The following is a 15,973-nucleotide window of genomic DNA, read 5'->3' as shown; positions in this document are numbered from 1 at the left end:
GAGTCGGCTCGAATGGAGAAAACGCCCATGGCCGCCGGCCGCCCCACCTGGCAAGGCCACCTGCGCCTGTCGCTCGTGACCTGTCCCGTCGCGATGTACACCGCCACCGATGCGCGCGGCGACGTGCACTTCAACATGCTGCACAAGAAGACCCACAACCGGATCCGGATGATCCCGACCGATCCGGACCTGGGCCCCATCGAGCGCTCGGACATCGTCAAGGGCTACGAGTACGAGAAGGGCGAGTACGTCGTCATCACCCAGGACGAGATCGACGACGTGCGCCTGGAAAGCACCCGCACCATCGACATCGAGACCTTCGTACCGGCGGCCGACATCGACCGACTGTACTGGGACAATCCGTACTTCCTGGTTCCTGACGGCAAGCTGGCCGCCGAGGCCTATGGCGTGATCCGCGAGGCCATGAGCAAGGAGGGCCAGGTCGCCCTGGGCCGCGTCGTCATGCACCAGCGTGAGCGCCTGCTGGCCATCGAGCCGCGCGACAACGGCATGGTCGCCTGGAGCCTGCGCAACCGCCGCGAGGTGCGCGACGCCGCGACCTATTTCGACGCCATCCCCGACAAGAAGCCCGATGCGGCGATGATCCAGATCGCCCAGAAGATCATCGAGCAGAAGGAAGGCCCCTTCGATCCCGAGCAGTTCAACGACCGCTACGAGGACGCGCTGCGGGCGCTGATCAAGGAAAAGCAGAAGGGCAAGGGGCGAAAGGTCTCCGCGCCGGCCGAGCCGGAGGACACCAATGTGGTGGACCTGATGGAGGCGCTGCGGAGCAGCCTGGGCAAGGCGCCGGCGAAGAAGCCTGCGGCCAAGGCTCCGGCGCGGAAGAAGGCCAGCTAGCCCTTCTTCCGTTTTCCCCGGCGAAAGCCGGGGCCCAGATCGAACCCAGGGCGACCGAGACCCTGGCGCCGGCGTAAGGCGCGAACACCGCAAAGGCTCTGGATGGATCTGGATCCCGGCCTTCGCCGGGAAGATCGGTGTTGGTCTAGCTCACCCCTTCCCCAGCTTCTTGATCGCTGGCTCCAGGTCCCGCTCGCTCTCCGCATAGGCGTCCCAGGCGTCGAGATCTTTCACCATTCCCGGCACGGTGCGGATATTGAACCGCGTCGGATCCAGCCCCTTCCTCACCTGCGTCCACGCCACGGGCCACGACACCGGCGCCCCTGGTCGGCCACGCGGCGACAGCGGCGCCACCGCCGTGCTCATCCGGTCGTTGCGCAGGTAGTCGAGGAAGATCTTCCCGCCCCGATCCTTCTTGGCCATCGAGATCAGGTACTGATCCGGGCTATCGGCGGCCATCCGGGCGCAGACCTCGCGGGCGAAGGCCTTGGCGGCGCCCCAGTCCACCTTTGTTCCCTTCAGCGGCGTGACCACGTGCAGGCCCTTGCCGCCGGTGGTCTTGCAGAACGGGACCAGGCCCAGGGCTTCCAGCCGGTCGCGGATCTCGCGCGCCCCTTCGACCACGACGTCGAAAGAGACGTCCGGGGCCGGGTCGAGGTCGAACACCAGGCGCCCCGGGACCTCCGGCGCGCCCTCCCGGCAGTTCCAGGGATGCAGCTCGGTCGCGCCCCACTGGGCGGCGGCGACCAGGCTCTCGACGGTGTTGAAGACCAGGTACGGCTTGCGGTCGCCGCTGACCGTGACCTCGTCGATCAGGGCCGAGACGCCCTTGCCCGAATGGCGCTGGAAAAAGGTCTCGTGGCCGATGCCATCGGGCATACGGATCACCGAACAGGGTCGCCCCTTGACGTGCTCCAGCATCGAAGGACCGACGGCCTCGAAATATTCGGCCAGATCCAGCTTGGTCCCGGGCGTCCCATCGCCGGCGTCCGGCCACAGCGGCTTATCGGGATTGGAGATCGCCACGCCTAGCACCGAGGCCTTGCCGCCCTTGCGCGCGGGACCGGCGGCCGCGGGCTGGGCCAGCGCGACGTCTTCGACCGGCGCGGGCGCTTCGGCCTCGACCGCCCTCGCCGGTTTGTCCTCGCGCAATCCCTTGAACGACGCCTGTCGCACCGAGCCGTCTCCCGTGAAGCCAGCGAACTCTATCTCGGCGACCAGCTCCGGCTCCACCCAGTGAATGTCCGCCCCGCCCCGTGGCGCGCCCTTGCCGCCGAAGGGCGAGGTCTTCCGCGCCAGCTTCTTCAGGGCCGGCAGCAGCTTGGCCACCTTGTCGCGGCCGAAGCCCGTGCCGACCCGGCCGACATGGGCCAGTTCCCCCTCGTCATTGTAGATGCCGACGATCAGCGAGCGGAACGCGTCGCCGGTCGTGGTCCACCCGCCGATCACCACCTCGTGGCCGGCCCGGCACTTGGCCTTGGTCCAGGTCGCGCCCTTGCCGGAGCGATAGGGCGCATCGAGCTTCTTGGAGACCACGCCCTCCAGCGACATCCGGCAGGCCGACCGCAGCACCGCCTCGCCGCCGCTGGCGAAGTGCTCGACATAGCGGATGCGCTCACCATCAGCGGGCAGCAAGATCTTCAGCCGGGCCTTGCGGTCGGACAATGGCAGGTCGGTCAAGTCCTGTCCGTCGGCGTGCAGGAGGTCGAAGGCGAAGAAGATCAGGTCGTCGGTCTTCTCCTCCGACAGCGCCGCCTGCAGCCCCGCGAAGCTGGGCGAACCGGCCTGGTCCAGGGCCACGACCTCGCCGTCGATCAGGGCGTCGGGCAGGCCCGTGGCGGCCTTGATCAGTCGCGGGAAGCGCTGGCTCCAGTCGAGGCCCGTCCGGGTGCGCAAGCTCGCCTCGCCGCCGTCTATACGCAGCTGCATCCGGTAGCCGTCGAACTTGATCTCGTGCACCCAGCCTTCGCCGGTGGGCGGGCGGTCGACCAGTTTGCACAGCTGCGGTGGGATGAAGTCCGGCATGGCCGCCTCGGGCGTCGCCGTCTTGACCGCCTTGGCGGCCGGCTTGGTCTGGGCCCTGCCCTTCGGCGCGCCAGCGTCCTCGGCGGCTTTCTCGGCGCTGGCCTCGGGCGAGTTCGTGCTGCTCCAGACCGCGTCCGGCGTCGGACCGGCCTTGGTCATGAACGGCGTCGGCGCCTTACCCTTGCCGGCCGCGATGTCTTCCATCGTCCGGCCCGAGGCGATCGAGAAGGACGTATCCTCCAGGAAGTCGAGGTCGCCCTCGATAGCGAACGCGTCGCGGTGCTTGATCAGCAGCCAGTTCTCGCGCTTGCCGCCCCCGGATTTCTCCTTGGCGAACTTGTCGTTGTTGATCCGGACCAGGACCCAGCCGCCCTTCATCCGTTCGCCGGCGAAGACCAGCTTGATCTCGCCCTTCTTGAGCCCCTTCTCCAGGTCGAAGCCCGGCTCGGGCGCCCACCAGCCGCGATCCCACAGCATCACCGTGCCGCCGCCGTACTGGCCTTCGGGGATCGTGCCCTCGAAGTCGCCATAGGCCAGCGGATGGTCCTCGACATGGACGGCCAGGCGCTTGTCGTGCGGATCGCGCGACGGCCCACGGGTCACGGCCCACGAGAGAAAGACGCCCTCATGCTCCAACCTCAGGTCGTAGTGCAGCCGGGTGGCGTCGTGCTTCTGGATGACGAACCGAGCCCGAGCCGAAGCCGCGACCTTGGCTTCGCCAGAAGGCTCGGCCGTGAGCTTGAAGTCGCGTTTGGCCTGGTAGGCGGCCAGCTTCGGCGCGGCCATCGCTTATTCGCCGTCGAAGACTTGCGGGCGCACGTCGTCGTCCTCGTCGACGCCATCGCCGGCGTCGGCCTCCTGCTCAAGGTCGACGATCTGATCGTCGTCGAGGTCCTCAGCCGTCAGGGCGTCGTCGTCATCCTCGTCACCCTCGGCCTGGGTGACGTCCAGCACGTCGGGCAGCTCCTCGAAGGTGCGGAACTCGCCATCCTTGCCGATCACGTCGTCGTCCATGGCCTCGGCGCCGTCCTGCTCGTCGTAGCCGTTGTCGATGTCGGTCATGGCTGTCTCTCCTGTGCCTGCAGGAGAAATGATTGGAGGTCGGCTGCGTTCCGGTCTTGTCGATCGGTGTGGCGGATACGGCTCCGCCGCTTCACGCGATCTGGCCGCTGAAGGGATGGAAAGGGGCGCGGAGCGCCGGACAGCGTCCGGAGTTGGCAAATAGAAATACCGTTTCGACAAAGCCCGATGCTCACGGGAGAAGGACGAAGGTCGCGCCTAGGCGGGGGTCCGCCCCATTTCCCGTGCAGAATCACCGACTGCGTGAAGCGCTGCATGGTCTACTTGCGGGACCATCATTAAGCCTTTTGCCCCAAACTTGACCGTTCCGGAGACGACGATTCTGAAAAAAACCCCGTCCCATGGGCGTTTTGCCCCCATGAATCGGCTTTTTAACCTTCCCTAATGGGTGACAAACGCGATCGGTCTCGTCAGGCTCACATTTCCCTGATTCACAGGAATGAGCTTAGAGATGACGAACGTTTCCGACCTGGTCGACGCCGCTGTCGCCGCCGACGACAAGCTGACCAAGACCCAAGCCAAGGCCATCATCGATGGCGTCTTCAAGGCGATCTCCGACGCCTCCGTGAAGGGTGAAGAAGTCTCGATCCCGGGCTTCGGCAAGTTCAAGGTCCAGGCCAAGCCGGCCCGCACCGGCCGCAACCCGGCCACGGGCGCGACCATCGAGATCGCCGCCAGCAAGAAGGTCGCCTTCACGCCGGCCAAGCAACTGAAGGACGCCGTCAACGGCTAATCCATCAGCGAGAGGCGGACGCCGCAAAGTGTCCGCCTCTCGACGCTTTCCTTCACGCGCGACATTGCACCCATACGCTTGTCGCGCGTGAAAACTTTACGGAACAAATAGAGAACAATAGCGTGCCACGCATGGCCGTTCTCGATGTCGGGCGCAAGCTCGCCATCCTCTCGGACGCCAAGCACCCGACGCCTGCGTGGCCTGGCGCCGCGAGCGGGTGATGGTGTTCGAGAAAGTCGCTTCCGGCCGACGCGCCGTCGCAGGACGCCCATGCGGGGCGCCGCGGCCGCGCTGAGCAAGCCGGACGCGAACGCCAAGGCGCGGGCCTGTACGGCGTTCGTGGAGGATCCTCGGCGGGGCCAAGGCTGGCGCGGCGGACTTGGCAAAACGCCCGGTCATTCGACCGGGCGTTCGCCGGGGCGAGAACTGGCGTTTAGTTGACGGCCTTACCGCTATACTGCGCCATCAGCTCTTCCTTGCGAGCCTTCAGGCGTTCGCCCATGGCGTCGAGATCCTCGTCACCCTTCTTGGCTTGCGAGAACAGCCCCCCGGGCTGCTCCTCCTCCTTGACGTGGTGCTTGATGTACTCGCTCAACACCTTGACCTTGGCGTCGTAGTAGTCGTCGCTGGGCTTCATGGCCTCGATCTCGGCGATCAGCTTCTTGGCCCCGTCGTGCTCGACATAGGCCTCGTCCAGCATGTCATCGTCCACCTCGCCACGTTCCTCCGGATAGAGGATTTCTTCCTCGATCTGGGTGTGGACCTTCAAGGCCAGGGCGATCTTGCTGAACAGGGCCAGCTTCTCGGCGTCCTTCTCCAGTTGTTCGTACTCGTCGAACATCCCTTCCACCTCGCGGTGGTCCTTCTTCAGCAGGCTGATCGCCAGCGGATCGCGGCGAGCGGTGCGGCGCGTGCGGCGCGGCTTGGCGGACTTGGCGGTGGTCTTGGCGGCGGCGGCCATGAAAGTCTCCCTTGGATGTCTCCCGACCGCCAACCAACTCGCATGCCTCGGCTCGCGTTCCCTCTGCGGTAAACTCTTAATCGAGAAGCGTTTTCGGGGCCTGGATAGTGTCAGGCGGCCGACATTCGACCGCATGATAGCGACCCGGACGGCGCCCCTGGGACATTGCCGGAACGGCTCCTAAGCCCTGGCTCGCCCGCTGACGCCCGAGAACACCGCGTCCAGCTCCGTGGCCAGTCGCTCGATCCGATAGGGCTTGATCAGCACCCGCCGACCCTCGTTGGCGGCGGCGGCCGCCGCGGCGCTGTAGCCCGTCGTCAGGACCACGGGCAAATCGGGCCGCAGCCGTGAAATGTCGCGCGCCAGGTCCAGCCCGCCGATATCGCCCGGCATGACCATGTCGCTGAACACCAGGTCGAAGGCGACGTCCTGCCGCAGGGTCTCCAGGGCCGACAGGGCGTCGCTGTTCCGCACGACCTCGTAGCCCAGCTCGCGCAGCATCTCCTCCACCAGCTGGGCGACGCTGTCGTCGTCCTCGACCATCAGGATGCGTCGCGCCTGAGGACCGGCCTTGCGCAGCAGGGCCGGCGCGGTCTCCTGAGCCATGGCCTTGGTACAGCGCGGGATACGCATCCAGATCGTCGTCCCCTCGCCCAGGACGCTCTCGATCCCCGCCTCACCGCCCGACGAGCGTGCGAAGCCATAGACCTGCGACAGGCCAAGGCCGGTGCCCTTGCCGACCGGCTTGGTGGTGAAGAACGGCTCGAACAGGCGGCTCAGCACCTCGGGCGCCACGCCGACCCCGGTGTCGCGGATCGACAGCCGCACCATGTCGCCCTGGCCGTCAGGTTTGCCGGATGGCTCGTTGCGGCCCTCGATGGTGATCACGCCGCCGTCGGGCATGGCGTCGCGGGCGTTGATGGCGATGTTCAGCACGGCCACCTCCAGCTGCGAGGCGTCGACCTCGACCCGCCACAGGTCCGGAGCCAGCCGGATCTCGACCGTCACGTCCTCGCGCAGGGAGCGGTCCAGCAAGGTGTGCATGCCGTTCAGGCGCTTTTCGATGTCGACAACCTCGGGTTTCAGCGGCGCGCGGCGCGAGAAGGCCAGCAGTTGCTGAGTCAGGCTTGCGCCGCGATCGATGGCCTGGCGGATGCCGGCGCGCAGACGCTCGCGCCGGGTCGGATCGGTGGTCCGCTCCAGCAGATCCATGCCGCTGGAGGCCACCATCAGCAGGTTGTTGAAGTCGTGGGCCACGCCGCCGGTCAGCTGGCCCATGGCCTCCATCTTCTGCGACTGGCGCAGGGCCTCCTCGGCCTTCTGGCGTTCGCGCGTCTCGCGGCTCAGGCGACGATAGGCCTCGGCCTCGCGGGCGTTGGCCGCGCCCAGCACGCCGATCAGCAAGGCGGCCATGACGATCAGCAACGCGAAGCCCGCATAGCGCATGGCGCGGCGGCCAGGCGATTCCAGCACCGTGCGGAGATAGACCGAACCCAGCACGGTCTCGCCCTCGGTGACCCGCGAGGTCAGGATCAGACGCGCGCCGTCGTTGCGCGGCGGCCCTAGGACGTTGCGGGCCGGCGGAGGCGGCGCCCCGGCCCGGACGTAGCTGGCGGCCAATTGCCCCTGCATGTCGTAGGCGGCGACCGCCTCGACATCGGGGTTGGAGCTCTGGGCCCCGACATATTCGCGCGCCGCAGAGCGGTCGTCGAAGGCCAGGGGCGCGGCCATGCTGCCGGCCAGGATCCGCAGTTGCACCTCGGCCTGGCGGAAGCGCTCCTGCTGGCCCAGGTGCTCGTTGTAGGCGGCCAGGGCGAACGCGGCCGCGACGATGGCGATCGCCAGCCCGATCGCCATGGAGACGGTCAGGACGGGGCGCCAGGCCAGCCGTCCGGAAGACGACGTCATCGGCCGGTCTCCCTGGGCTGGGCGGCCAGCGCCAGCAGCTTGGAGCTGACGGTCAGGCCGGCGGCCTGGGCGGCGTCCGCGCGGATCGCGAAGCGGATGCGGCTGTCGACCGTGACGAACTGGACCATCGCGCCGGGCGCGTCGAGGCCCTCGTCGGCGACCGTCAGCAGCGGCCGTCCGGCGATCATGGCCAGCATCTCCCGCGGGGTCTGGGTGTGGGCGGCGGCCAGGAACAGCATGTGGCAGGGCGTGCTCTTGGCCACGGCCGGCATACGGACGACCACGACCGGATGCTCGCCGACCCGCGCGCCCCGCACGGCGTGATCGACCATCCCCCCGAACGGGTCGCGCCCAGCGACGCACAGGCGGAACGGGCTGGCGGGCCCCTCAAAGGCGGCGGCGGGCCACCCGACGAACGCGGTGAGCTTGTAGAGATAGCCGGCCTTTATGGCGTAGGTCGGATTGCGGCCTTCGGCATGGGCGACGGGGCGGTGATCGCCGGCCTGGGCCACGCTGGCCAGGGCGCAAAGCGCGCACACCGCCGCGACGACGCGCAACGGCGAAGCGCGCCGTCCAGGGGTCCACCCCAGGGGGCTCGTCGGGAAGCCCAAGACCATACGCCAGTCCCCCTTAGCGATCTGAACGCGAAGCATGACCGTTTCGATCCCATCCCCATGACATTTTGGAGGCGGGGCCCGTCGGGCCTTTCTGCGCAGGGGATAGATAAGCAAAAAGCCCGGGACCAAGCCCGGGCTTTCATGTCTGCGATGGTACCGCCTCTCAGGCTTGAACTGAGGACCTCTGGTTCCACAAACCAGCGCTCTAACCAACTGAGCTAAGGCGGCGCATCGCGAGGGAGTGTCTTTAGTCGGACAGGCTCCTCGGATCAAGCGCCGAAACACGCTCTTTTCACAAGAAAGCGCTCGTTCATTCTTGAGCCGTTCCAAAGAAACGCGCTCGATCTCATTTGGCGCAAAAAAACGCCCCGGAGCCGAAACTCCGGGGCGCTTCTTTTGTGTGTCGCTCGCGTCCAGGCCCTATTGCGGGACTTGGAACACCAGCGGGACGGTCACCTGGCCACCGTCGACGGGCGCGCCGTCGAGGGTCTTCGGCTTCATCCGGAACAGGCGCGACAGCTTGATAGCTGCATCACCAAAGCCCATGTCGGCGGGCGATTCCGAGACGATCGAGCAGCCTTCCAGCGTACCGCGAGCCGTCACGGTGCACGAGATCGTCGCACGACCGCTGACTTCCATCCGTTGAGCACGGTCCGGGTAGTACCGGGCCATGTCATCGCCGGAGGGCTTGCGGGCCCAGTCCGGACGGGTGATCACCGACGCGCGGGCCGGCGGAGCCGTCGGCACGGGCGGGACCGCCGAGATCACCGGCGGAGCCGTGGTCTCGACCCGTTTTTCAACGGGCGGGATCGGCAGCGGCGGCGGCGGCGTCACGTCCGGCGGCGGAGCCACTGGGGGACGCGGCTGGACCACTGCCGGAGGCGGCGGCGGTTCGTTGGTCGGCGGCGGCGGCGGAGGAGGCGGCGGAGGCGGCGGCGGCGGCGGAGGCAACTCCACATCCACGGCTTCGTCCGAGTACTCCTGGAACACCGCTTCGAACTTCTGCTTCGCCAGGTAGGCGAAGAGCAATCCGTGCAGACCGCAGACCACGATCAGGGCGACGCCGAACGGCCCCATACCCTTCTTGCGACGCGGGCCGTCCGAGGTGAGCGGATCGTAGTGGCGATGCTCGGGCGTATTTTGTTCAGCCATGCAGCACCCCTACCTTAGCTATCATCCCGGCCAACGAGAGCCACGCTGTAGAAGCCGTTATCCTGGAGGGTGTTCATCACCTCCATGAAAGCCCCGTAGCGAACCTTTTCGTCGGCCCGGATGAAGATGCGCTCCTTGGACGGATCACGTCGGCCAATGTTCTTGGCGATGTCCTGTCCCATCTCGTCCACGGTGGTCGGGAAATCCCCAATGAAGATCTGCCCCGACTGTTTGATCGAGATGTAAACCGGCTTCGGCGGGTTTGGAGATGCTTTCGCCACCGCCGGCGGCAGGTTCACTTCGACCGACACGGAGGCCAGCGGAGCGGCCACCATGAAGATGATCAGGAGCACCAGCATGACGTCCACGAAGGGCGTGACATTGATGTCGCTGTTCTGTTCGACGTTGAACCTGTCGCCCCCACCGCCTGAAAGTTTGGCGGCCATGGGTGTTACGCCCCCTTGTCGAGCTGACGCGAGATGGCGTTCATCAGTTCAGCAACGAAACCTTCCGAGCGGGTGCCGTAACCCGAGATGCGGGTCTGGAAGTAGTTGTAGAAGATAACGGCCGGGATAGCGGCGAACAGACCGATACCGGTGGCGAGCAGCGCTTCAGCGATACCCGGCGCCACGACGGCGAGGTTGGTCGTGTTGGTGTTCGCGATGCCGATGAACGACGTCATGATGCCGTACACCGTACCGAACAGACCGATGAACGGACCGGCCGAACCGACCGAGGCCAGGAACACCATGCCGCCCGACAGGCGCTTGGCCAGCGAGGCTTGCACCGCGTTGATGGCGTAGGTGGCGCGAGCCAGCGTCGAGTCACGGTGTTCGCCAGCGACGGCGAGACCGGCTTGACGCGACAGTTCAACTTCCTGCGAGGCGGCGGCGGCCATGTCGGCCATCGGGTTGCCTTCGAATTCTTCCGACGAGCTGATGCGCGCGATGTCGGCGATCGAGCGAGCGCCGCGGAAGGCTTCCAGGAACTTGTCCGATTGCTTGTTCAGGCCAGCGAACTCGAAAATCTTGGTGAGCAGCAGCACCCACGAGAAGACCGAGGCCAGCAGCAGGCCGATCATGACGACCTTAACGACGGCGCCAGCGGCGAGGAACATGCCGACGGGCGTCAGCGAGTGGCCGCCCTTCTTTTCGCCTTCAGCTTCGGCGGTGTCGGCCGGCGGAGCTTCCGGAGCCGGGGTCGCGGCCGGAGCGGCGGCGTCGGCGGGAGCGGCTTGCGTGGAGGAGGCGGCGGCGGGAGCCGAGGCGTCCTGGGCAAAAGCCGGGGCGCTCGCCATCAGCGCCATGGCGCCGACGAGAGCGATGAGGGGGGTCTTCCGTTTAATGTCGAGCATCTGTCGCCAGTTCCTGATTGGTCTAGCACGTTTGGACCGAGGGTCGTCGCGCGAGAGCGTCTCCACCCTAACTCTGAATAGCCCACCTGGCGGTCGATTTCTCTTCCAACCTGGCGGACCCGCTTCGCTGCGCTCGACCCGTTACGCCCCTCACGAGGACCAAGGCCTCCAGAAGGATCGTTTCGAAGCGCGGGCAACCGACGCCCTTTTGGGGCTCCGGTCTTACCGCAATGTTAGAATTGCGGCTGTGGTCCTTTGGCAACCCCTTTTCGCACCGTCAAGGGGATCATTTGGGCACAAATGCATCGCCGGCGGCCCTTCCCCCCCGGCCTCACCGCAGCGCACAAAAGGGTTTTCCGGAAAAAGGGGCGGTTTTTCCCTGACAACGAGAAAAACCATGCTGCACCGCAGCATAGCAATAAAACGCCGGTCGATGAAGAAAGGCGCCTGCCCTCTCAGCAGGTGGTGCGTCTCGCGGGAGGGTCAACCGCCATCATGACGGAAAAACGACAAGACGACCGACCCGGATCCAGGCGGTCTGAGAAGGAGTCTGGCTTCCGAAGGGAAGTGGTGCCTGGGACCGGAATCGAACCAGTGACACGCGGATTTTCAATCCGCTGCTCTACCAACTGAGCTACCCAGGCATCTAGCGTTCGGCGGTCTAAACCGCCTCGGCGACCTCGCTCTGCAGCGAGGAGCCGGGTCTATAAGTGAGGCCGGATGGGATGTCCAGCGCCCTTTTTCATTCTCTGTGGATGTCTTCGGACAGAGGATTTTCCTCGTCGTCGTCGCCGCCCGGGACGACGTAACGGTCGCTTAGCCAGCGCTGAAGGTCGACGTCCGCGCAACGCTTGGAACAGAAGGGACGGAAAGCCGGATCGACCGGCTTGCCGCAAGTAGGGCACCCCGTGCTCATGTGGCGTACACCTCAAGACGGTCGACCGGCCAGTCCGATCGGGATTCGATGACGAAACGGCGACCCAGGCGCTCGGCGACGCCGGCGTCCAACTCGTCCATGAAGGCTTCGACCACGGCGGGCGCGCAACGACCCGTCAGCCGCCCCCCGGGGTCCGCCCTCCCCTCGCGCTCCAACGCTCGCGCCAGGCGACGAGCCACGTAGCGGGGATTCGCGGCCCCATTCGGGGTCAGCAGGCGGTCGAGAATCGGCGGCGCGCGGCGCGGGACGATCATCTCCAGCGTGCCGAACTTGCTGATCGCCCCGATTCCCACACCGGGGTTATCCGGAGAGAAGGCGTTGCGAGCGGCCGTGGTCAGGGCCTGACCGTCATGGCCACGGCCGACGAGATCGAAGACGACGATGCCGCCCAGCCCCTTCAACCGCAGCACGCGGGCCGCGACGGCGAGCGCGGCCATGTTGGCCTGGCGCGCGGCGCGCTTCGAATCGGCGGATTCGCGACCACCCAGGTCGACGTCGATCGCCGTCAGGGCTCGCGTGGGCTCCACGGCGATGTCGCCGCCCCCTGGCAGAGCGAAGACGGTGGTCAAGGCGTCGGCCTCGGCCTCCTCGACGGCGAGGAGAGCCTTGTCACCCGTCGTGGGCGACCCGGCCTTCACGGCGTGTCGCAGGCGCTCCTCGACCGACGGCGCGGCCTCCAGCACCCGCGGCTCGCCCTCGCCTTCGGCGACGAAGCGGGCCACGGCCGCCTTGTCGGCGCGAGAGGCGGTCTTGATCTCGATCTCGACGAGCCCGCCCTCGACCAGCCTGGGCATGTCGGGCCGCAGCGGCAGGATCACGTCCTGTCCGCCCGGCAGGGCCACGAAGGCCGCGTTGAAGGCTTTCTCGATCGACTTGATACGGGCCACGCCTCGCACGCCCTCGGCGTCCAGCGGGTCGTCGGTGGGCCAGGCGACAAACAGGCGCTCGGGGCGGCCCTCCAGCGTCACCACCCCGATGGTCTCGCCGACGCCCTTGTGAAGATAAGCTCTGCGCTCGCTCATGCCGGCTCGCCTTTGGGGCGATACCCCAGGCCTTCCAGCAGGTTCAGGGTCTCGTACAGCGGCAAGCCGACGACGCTGGGATATGAGCCCTGCAGCTCGGTGATGAAGCCGCCGGCCAGGCCCTGGACACCATAGCCGCCCGCCTTGCCTCGCCACTGGCCGCTGGCGACATAGGCGTCGCGCTCGGCGTCGGTCAGGCGCTTGAAGCCGACCTTGGTCTCGACCAGGCGCGAGCCCATGCGGCCGTCCGGCGCGATCAGGGCCACGCCAGTCAGCACCTTGTGGTTCCGACCGGACAGCAGCTTGAGGCAATAGAGGACGTCGGCCTCGGTTTCGGCCTTGGGCAGGATGCGTCGGCCAACGGCCACCACCGTGTCGGCGGCCAGGACGAAGTCGCCCGGCGCGCGCGCGGCGACCACGCGCGCCTTCTCCGACGCCAGGCGCAGAGCGTGGCGGCGCGGAGTCTCGTCGCGCAGCGGACTTTCGTCGATGTCGGCGGGATCGACCCGGTCGGGCGTAACGCCGACCTGGGCCAGCAGGTCGAGGCGCCGCGGGCTCGCGCTGGCCAGGACCAGCGATGGCCGGGCGGCCATCTCGGGAGCCACGGGCGTCCTACTTGAAGCGGTAGGTGATACGGCCCTTGGTCAGGTCGTAGGGGGTCATCTCGACCAGGACCTTGTCGCCGGCCAGCACGCGGATGCGGTTCTTGCGCATCTTGCCGGCGGTGTGGGCGATGATCTCGTGCGCGTTCTCAAGCGTCACCCGGAAGGTGGCGTTCGGCAGCAGTTCGCTGACCGTACCGGGAAACTCGAGCAGTTCTTCCTTAGCCATCAGGCCTCTCAAATGGAGCGAATCGAATAGCCACGAGGGCGCGCTGACGAGTGAGTCAGCACGCGACCCTTCGCGGCGAGGCGCCTCTATAACGCATTCACCCCCCAAACGTCGATGGCGCCCCGAAACGTCGTTTAATTTGCTCGGCCAGGGCGTCCCGGACCAGGCGATAGGCTTCCAGCCGGGCTTCGCGCGAACCGTCCGTTAACGTCGGATCGTGGGTGGGCCAGTATTCGATCTCGACCGCGCGATCACGCGACAGTTCGACGGCCCGGTGCTGGGCTTCCGGCGTCAGGGAAACGACGACGTCGAAGCTGTCGTCCTCCAGTTCGGCGAAGGTCTTGGGCTTGTGGCCCGAGACGTCCAGGCCCAGTTCGTCCATCACCACCACGACGAAGGGGTCGACCCCCTCCCCCGCCGGATCCGGCTTCAGCCCGCAGGAATCGACGAAGGCCCGCGTGCCGTAGAATCGCTTGAACAGCCCCTCGGCCATCGGCGATCGCACGCGGTTGTAGTTGCAGGTGAAGAGGACGGCGTCGGGTAGCTCGCCCACGCTAAAGCCTCCCCCGAGCGGACTTCGTCCGATCGGGATAAGGAGGCTTTACCAACTTAAAGCTGGGGCGCGTTCTCATCGCGAAACCGGATCCACTTTCACGGAACGCGCCCTAACCCCGCCAGTGCAGCGCGCAGATCAGGGTGAACAGGCGCCGGGCGGTGTCGAGGTCGGTCTTGACCTTGCCTTCCAGGCGCTCGCGCAGCAGGTTCGAGCCCTCGTTGTGCAGGCCGCGCCGGCCCATGTCCAAGGCCTCGATCTGCTGCGGCGTCGAGCCGCGGATCGCCGAATAGTAGCTGTCGCAGATCATGAAGTAGTCCTTGATCACCCCTCGGAAGGGCGACAGGGACAGCAGATGCCGCTTGGCGTAGCGCGCCCCTTCAGGGCCCTGGCCGACGATGTCGAAGGCCAGGCGGTTCTCGATCAGCGACAGCTTGATGTCGTACGGCCCGCCCGACGCCTCGGCGGGCTCGAAATAGTTGTCGTCCAGCAGGTCGAAGATCGCGACCTGGCGTTCCTGTTCCTGGTCGCGCGAGGCGGCCGCGAGGCTGTCCTCGTCGATCTCGATCGACTTGATCTTGTGGCTGGCGGAGTCGGCGGTGCTCATCTGTCGCGGACGTTCGCGCGTCAGTCGCCCGAAGGCAACCGTATGGACGCCGACAAGGCGTGGGCCGGCAGTCCCTCGGCCTTGGCCAGCGCCACGGTGTGGGGACCCAATATGCCGAACGAGGCCGAATCGCACTTCACGATCGAGGTGCGCTTGATGAAGTCGTAGATCGACAGGCCCGACTGGAACCGCGCCGCGCGGCTGGTCGGCAGCACGTGGTTGGAGCCGGCCACATAGTCGCCGATGGCCTCCGGCGTGACGCGGCCCAGGAAGATCGCGCCGGCGTGGCGGACGCGGTCGGACAGCCGCTCGGGATGGTCCATCGCGAACTCGACGTGCTCGGGGGCGATGGCGTCGACCAGGGCCGGGCTCTCGTCCAGCGGGGCGATGATCACCGCGCCGTGGTCGCGCCAGGACGCGGCGGCGTCCTCGCCGGTGGCCAGGGTCTTCAGGCGGGCGGCGACCGCTTCCTCCACCTTGGCGGCGAAGGCCTCGTCGTCAGTGATCAGGATCGACTGGGCGGCCGGGTCGTGCTCGGCCTGGCTCAGCAGGTCGGCGGCGATCCAGTCGGGATTGTTCTGGTTGTCCGCCACCACGACGATCTCGGACGGGCCGGCCAGGGCGTCGATGCCGACCACGCCGTACAAGCGACGCTTGGCGGCGGTGACATAGGCGTTGCCCGGGCCGACGATCTTGTCGACCGGCTGGATGGGACCGGCGCCATAGGCGAGCGCGGCGACGGCCTGGGCGCCGCCCACGCGCCAGATCTCGGTGACGCCAGCCTCCTTGGCTGCTGCGAGCACCGCAGGCTGAAGCTTGCCGGGCGGGGTGACCATGGCGATGCGGTCGACGCCGGCCACCTGGGCCGGCACGGCGTTCATCAGCACGGTCGAGGGATAGGCCGCGCGACCGCCGGGAACATAGACGCCCACGGCCTCCAGCGCCGTCCAGCGCCAGCCCAGCTCGACGCCGGCCTCGTCGGTCCAGGCCTGGTCGGCCGGACGCTGGCGGCTGTGATAGGCGCGGATGCGGGCGGCGGCGAAGGCGATGGCCTCGCGAACGTGGGCGGGGGTGTCGGCCGCGCCCTGCTCGATCTCCTCGGCCGTGACGCGGATCGTCTCGGCGGTCAGATCGACCTTGTCGAACTTGCGGGCGTAGTCGAGCAGCGCCTCGAGCCCCTTGGTGCGCACGGCCTCCAGCACCTCGGCGACGGCGGCGTCGACATCGGCCGGCGAGCCGCGACGCTCGTCGAGAAAGGCCTTGAAGGCGGCCGGGAAGCTGGGGTCGGCGAAGGAGAAGCGGCGCATGGGGTCTAAATGCGGCTTTTGCGTCGGG

At 67.1% G+C, this 15,973-nt stretch carries 17 protein-coding genes and 2 tRNA genes; 2 read left to right on the top strand and 17 right to left on the bottom strand.

The features are described from left to right. The first annotated feature begins 27 nt into the window (after positions 1 to 27). Positions 28 to 858: a non-homologous end joining protein Ku gene (ku, locus tag AC1RJ9_RS16700; RefSeq protein WP_492838014.1), complete on the top strand. Its 831-nt coding sequence runs from the start codon at positions 28 to 30 to the stop codon at positions 856 to 858. A gap of 150 nt (positions 859 to 1,008) precedes the next feature. On the opposite strand, the gene ligD is transcribed toward ku, so the two are convergent. Next, a complete protein-coding gene (ligD, locus tag AC1RJ9_RS16695; RefSeq protein WP_492838013.1) occupies positions 1,009 to 3,669 on the bottom strand; it encodes a DNA ligase D in 2,661 nt (886 codons plus the stop codon). Positions 3,670 to 3,672: 3 nt separating this feature from the next. Next, a complete protein-coding gene (locus AC1RJ9_RS16690) occupies positions 3,673 to 3,945 on the bottom strand; it encodes a hypothetical protein (protein WP_492838012.1) in 273 nt (90 codons plus the stop codon). A gap of 469 nt (positions 3,946 to 4,414) precedes the next feature. Here AC1RJ9_RS16690 and AC1RJ9_RS16685 point away from each other — a divergent pair, with 469 nt between their 5' ends. Further along, on the top strand, positions 4,415 to 4,696 hold the full coding sequence (locus AC1RJ9_RS16685) for an HU family DNA-binding protein (RefSeq protein WP_477070256.1): 282 nt from the start codon (positions 4,415 to 4,417) through the stop codon (positions 4,694 to 4,696). 433 nt (positions 4,697 to 5,129) lie between these two features. Here AC1RJ9_RS16685 and AC1RJ9_RS16680 read toward each other — a convergent pair whose 3' ends face one another. The 15 genes from AC1RJ9_RS16680 to hisD form a co-directional block, all read right to left on the bottom strand. Next, on the bottom strand, positions 5,130 to 5,657 hold the full coding sequence (locus tag AC1RJ9_RS16680) for a hemerythrin domain-containing protein (RefSeq protein WP_492838011.1): 528 nt from the start codon (positions 5,655 to 5,657) through the stop codon (positions 5,130 to 5,132). A gap of 180 nt (positions 5,658 to 5,837) precedes the next feature. Continuing rightward, the gene (locus tag AC1RJ9_RS16675) at positions 5,838 to 7,565 is read right to left on the bottom strand and encodes an ATP-binding protein (protein WP_492838010.1); all 1,728 of its coding nucleotides are present in this window, start codon (positions 7,563 to 7,565) and stop codon (positions 5,838 to 5,840) included. Beyond that, positions 7,562 to 8,122: a TOL_0243 family YfiR-like periplasmic protein gene (locus AC1RJ9_RS16670; protein ID WP_492838009.1), complete on the bottom strand. Its 561-nt coding sequence runs from the start codon at positions 8,120 to 8,122 to the stop codon at positions 7,562 to 7,564. Before AC1RJ9_RS16670 ends, AC1RJ9_RS16675 begins: the two co-directional genes overlap by 4 nt. 211 nt (positions 8,123 to 8,333) lie before the next feature. Continuing rightward, positions 8,334 to 8,410, bottom strand: a tRNA-His gene (locus tag AC1RJ9_RS16665). 192 nt (positions 8,411 to 8,602) lie between these two features. Next, positions 8,603 to 9,334, bottom strand: a complete 732-nt coding sequence (locus tag AC1RJ9_RS16660) for an energy transducer TonB (protein WP_125158816.1) — start codon at positions 9,332 to 9,334, stop codon at positions 8,603 to 8,605. A 14-nt stretch (positions 9,335 to 9,348) separates the two neighbouring features. After that, entirely contained in the window at positions 9,349 to 9,780 is a 432-nt protein-coding gene (locus AC1RJ9_RS16655) for a biopolymer transporter ExbD (protein WP_125158817.1), read from the bottom strand. 5 nt (positions 9,781 to 9,785) lie between these two features. Continuing rightward, positions 9,786 to 10,688 carry a MotA/TolQ/ExbB proton channel family protein gene (locus AC1RJ9_RS16650; RefSeq protein WP_492838008.1) on the bottom strand — a complete coding sequence of 301 codons (903 nt, stop codon included), beginning with the start codon at positions 10,686 to 10,688 and terminating at the stop codon, positions 9,786 to 9,788. A gap of 568 nt (positions 10,689 to 11,256) precedes the next feature. After that, a tRNA-Phe gene (locus tag AC1RJ9_RS16645) sits at positions 11,257 to 11,332 on the bottom strand. Positions 11,333 to 11,430: 98 nt separating this feature from the next. Continuing rightward, positions 11,431 to 11,604, bottom strand: coding sequence for a DNA gyrase inhibitor YacG (locus tag AC1RJ9_RS16640; protein ID WP_492838007.1), 174 nt, complete (start codon positions 11,602 to 11,604; stop codon positions 11,431 to 11,433). Next, entirely contained in the window at positions 11,601 to 12,647 is a 1,047-nt protein-coding gene (locus AC1RJ9_RS16635; protein ID WP_492838006.1) for a ribonuclease E/G, read from the bottom strand. Before AC1RJ9_RS16635 ends, AC1RJ9_RS16640 begins: the two co-directional genes overlap by 4 nt. Further along, positions 12,644 to 13,240 (bottom strand): Maf family nucleotide pyrophosphatase, encoded by a 597-nt coding sequence (locus tag AC1RJ9_RS16630; RefSeq protein WP_492838083.1) that lies wholly within the window; start codon positions 13,238 to 13,240, stop codon positions 12,644 to 12,646. Before AC1RJ9_RS16630 ends, AC1RJ9_RS16635 begins: the two co-directional genes overlap by 4 nt. A 19-nt stretch (positions 13,241 to 13,259) precedes the next feature. Continuing rightward, a complete protein-coding gene (gene infA, locus AC1RJ9_RS16625; protein ID WP_035044427.1) occupies positions 13,260 to 13,478 on the bottom strand; it encodes a translation initiation factor IF-1 in 219 nt (72 codons plus the stop codon). Positions 13,479 to 13,575: 97 nt separating this feature from the next. Next, positions 13,576 to 14,031 carry an arsenate reductase ArsC gene (locus AC1RJ9_RS16620; protein WP_492838005.1) on the bottom strand — a complete coding sequence of 152 codons (456 nt, stop codon included), beginning with the start codon at positions 14,029 to 14,031 and terminating at the stop codon, positions 13,576 to 13,578. A 112-nt stretch (positions 14,032 to 14,143) separates the two neighbouring features. Continuing rightward, the gene (locus AC1RJ9_RS16615; RefSeq protein WP_492838004.1) at positions 14,144 to 14,638 is read right to left on the bottom strand and encodes a UPF0262 family protein; all 495 of its coding nucleotides are present in this window, start codon (positions 14,636 to 14,638) and stop codon (positions 14,144 to 14,146) included. A 20-nt stretch (positions 14,639 to 14,658) separates the two neighbouring features. Further along, on the bottom strand, positions 14,659 to 15,945 hold the full coding sequence (gene hisD, locus AC1RJ9_RS16610) for a histidinol dehydrogenase (RefSeq protein ID WP_492838003.1): 1,287 nt from the start codon (positions 15,943 to 15,945) through the stop codon (positions 14,659 to 14,661). Positions 15,946 to 15,973: the final 28 nt, after the last annotated feature.

The organism is Caulobacter sp. GW822-FHT07D08 (genome assembly GCF_058798735.1).
This window is presented reverse-complemented; position numbering and strand designations above follow the sequence as displayed.

Coding starts and splice junctions, on each gene's coding strand:
- ku (WP_492838014.1), top strand. CDS start 28: ATGGCCGCCGGCCGCCCCACCTGGCAAGGCCACCTGCGCCTGTCGCTC.
- ligD (WP_492838013.1), bottom strand. CDS start 3,669: ATGGCCGCGCCGAAGCTGGCCGCCTACCAGGCCAAACGCGACTTCAAG.
- AC1RJ9_RS16690 (WP_492838012.1), bottom strand. CDS start 3,945: ATGACCGACATCGACAACGGCTACGACGAGCAGGACGGCGCCGAGGCC.
- AC1RJ9_RS16685 (WP_477070256.1), top strand. CDS start 4,415: ATGACGAACGTTTCCGACCTGGTCGACGCCGCTGTCGCCGCCGACGAC.
- AC1RJ9_RS16680 (WP_492838011.1), bottom strand. CDS start 5,657: ATGGCCGCCGCCGCCAAGACCACCGCCAAGTCCGCCAAGCCGCGCCGC.
- AC1RJ9_RS16675 (WP_492838010.1), bottom strand. CDS start 7,565: ATGACGTCGTCTTCCGGACGGCTGGCCTGGCGCCCCGTCCTGACCGTC.
- AC1RJ9_RS16660 (WP_125158816.1), bottom strand. CDS start 9,334: ATGGCTGAACAAAATACGCCCGAGCATCGCCACTACGATCCGCTCACC.
- AC1RJ9_RS16655 (WP_125158817.1), bottom strand. CDS start 9,780: ATGGCCGCCAAACTTTCAGGCGGTGGGGGCGACAGGTTCAACGTCGAA.
- AC1RJ9_RS16650 (WP_492838008.1), bottom strand. CDS start 10,688: ATGCTCGACATTAAACGGAAGACCCCCCTCATCGCTCTCGTCGGCGCC.
- AC1RJ9_RS16640 (WP_492838007.1), bottom strand. CDS start 11,604: ATGAGCACGGGGTGCCCTACTTGCGGCAAGCCGGTCGATCCGGCTTTC.
- AC1RJ9_RS16635 (WP_492838006.1), bottom strand. CDS start 12,647: ATGAGCGAGCGCAGAGCTTATCTTCACAAGGGCGTCGGCGAGACCATC.
- AC1RJ9_RS16630 (WP_492838083.1), bottom strand. CDS start 13,240: ATGGCCGCCCGGCCATCGCTGGTCCTGGCCAGCGCGAGCCCGCGGCGC.
- infA (WP_035044427.1), bottom strand. CDS start 13,478: ATGGCTAAGGAAGAACTGCTCGAGTTTCCCGGTACGGTCAGCGAACTG.
- AC1RJ9_RS16615 (WP_492838004.1), bottom strand. CDS start 14,638: ATGAGCACCGCCGACTCCGCCAGCCACAAGATCAAGTCGATCGAGATC.
- hisD (WP_492838003.1), bottom strand. CDS start 15,945: ATGCGCCGCTTCTCCTTCGCCGACCCCAGCTTCCCGGCCGCCTTCAAG.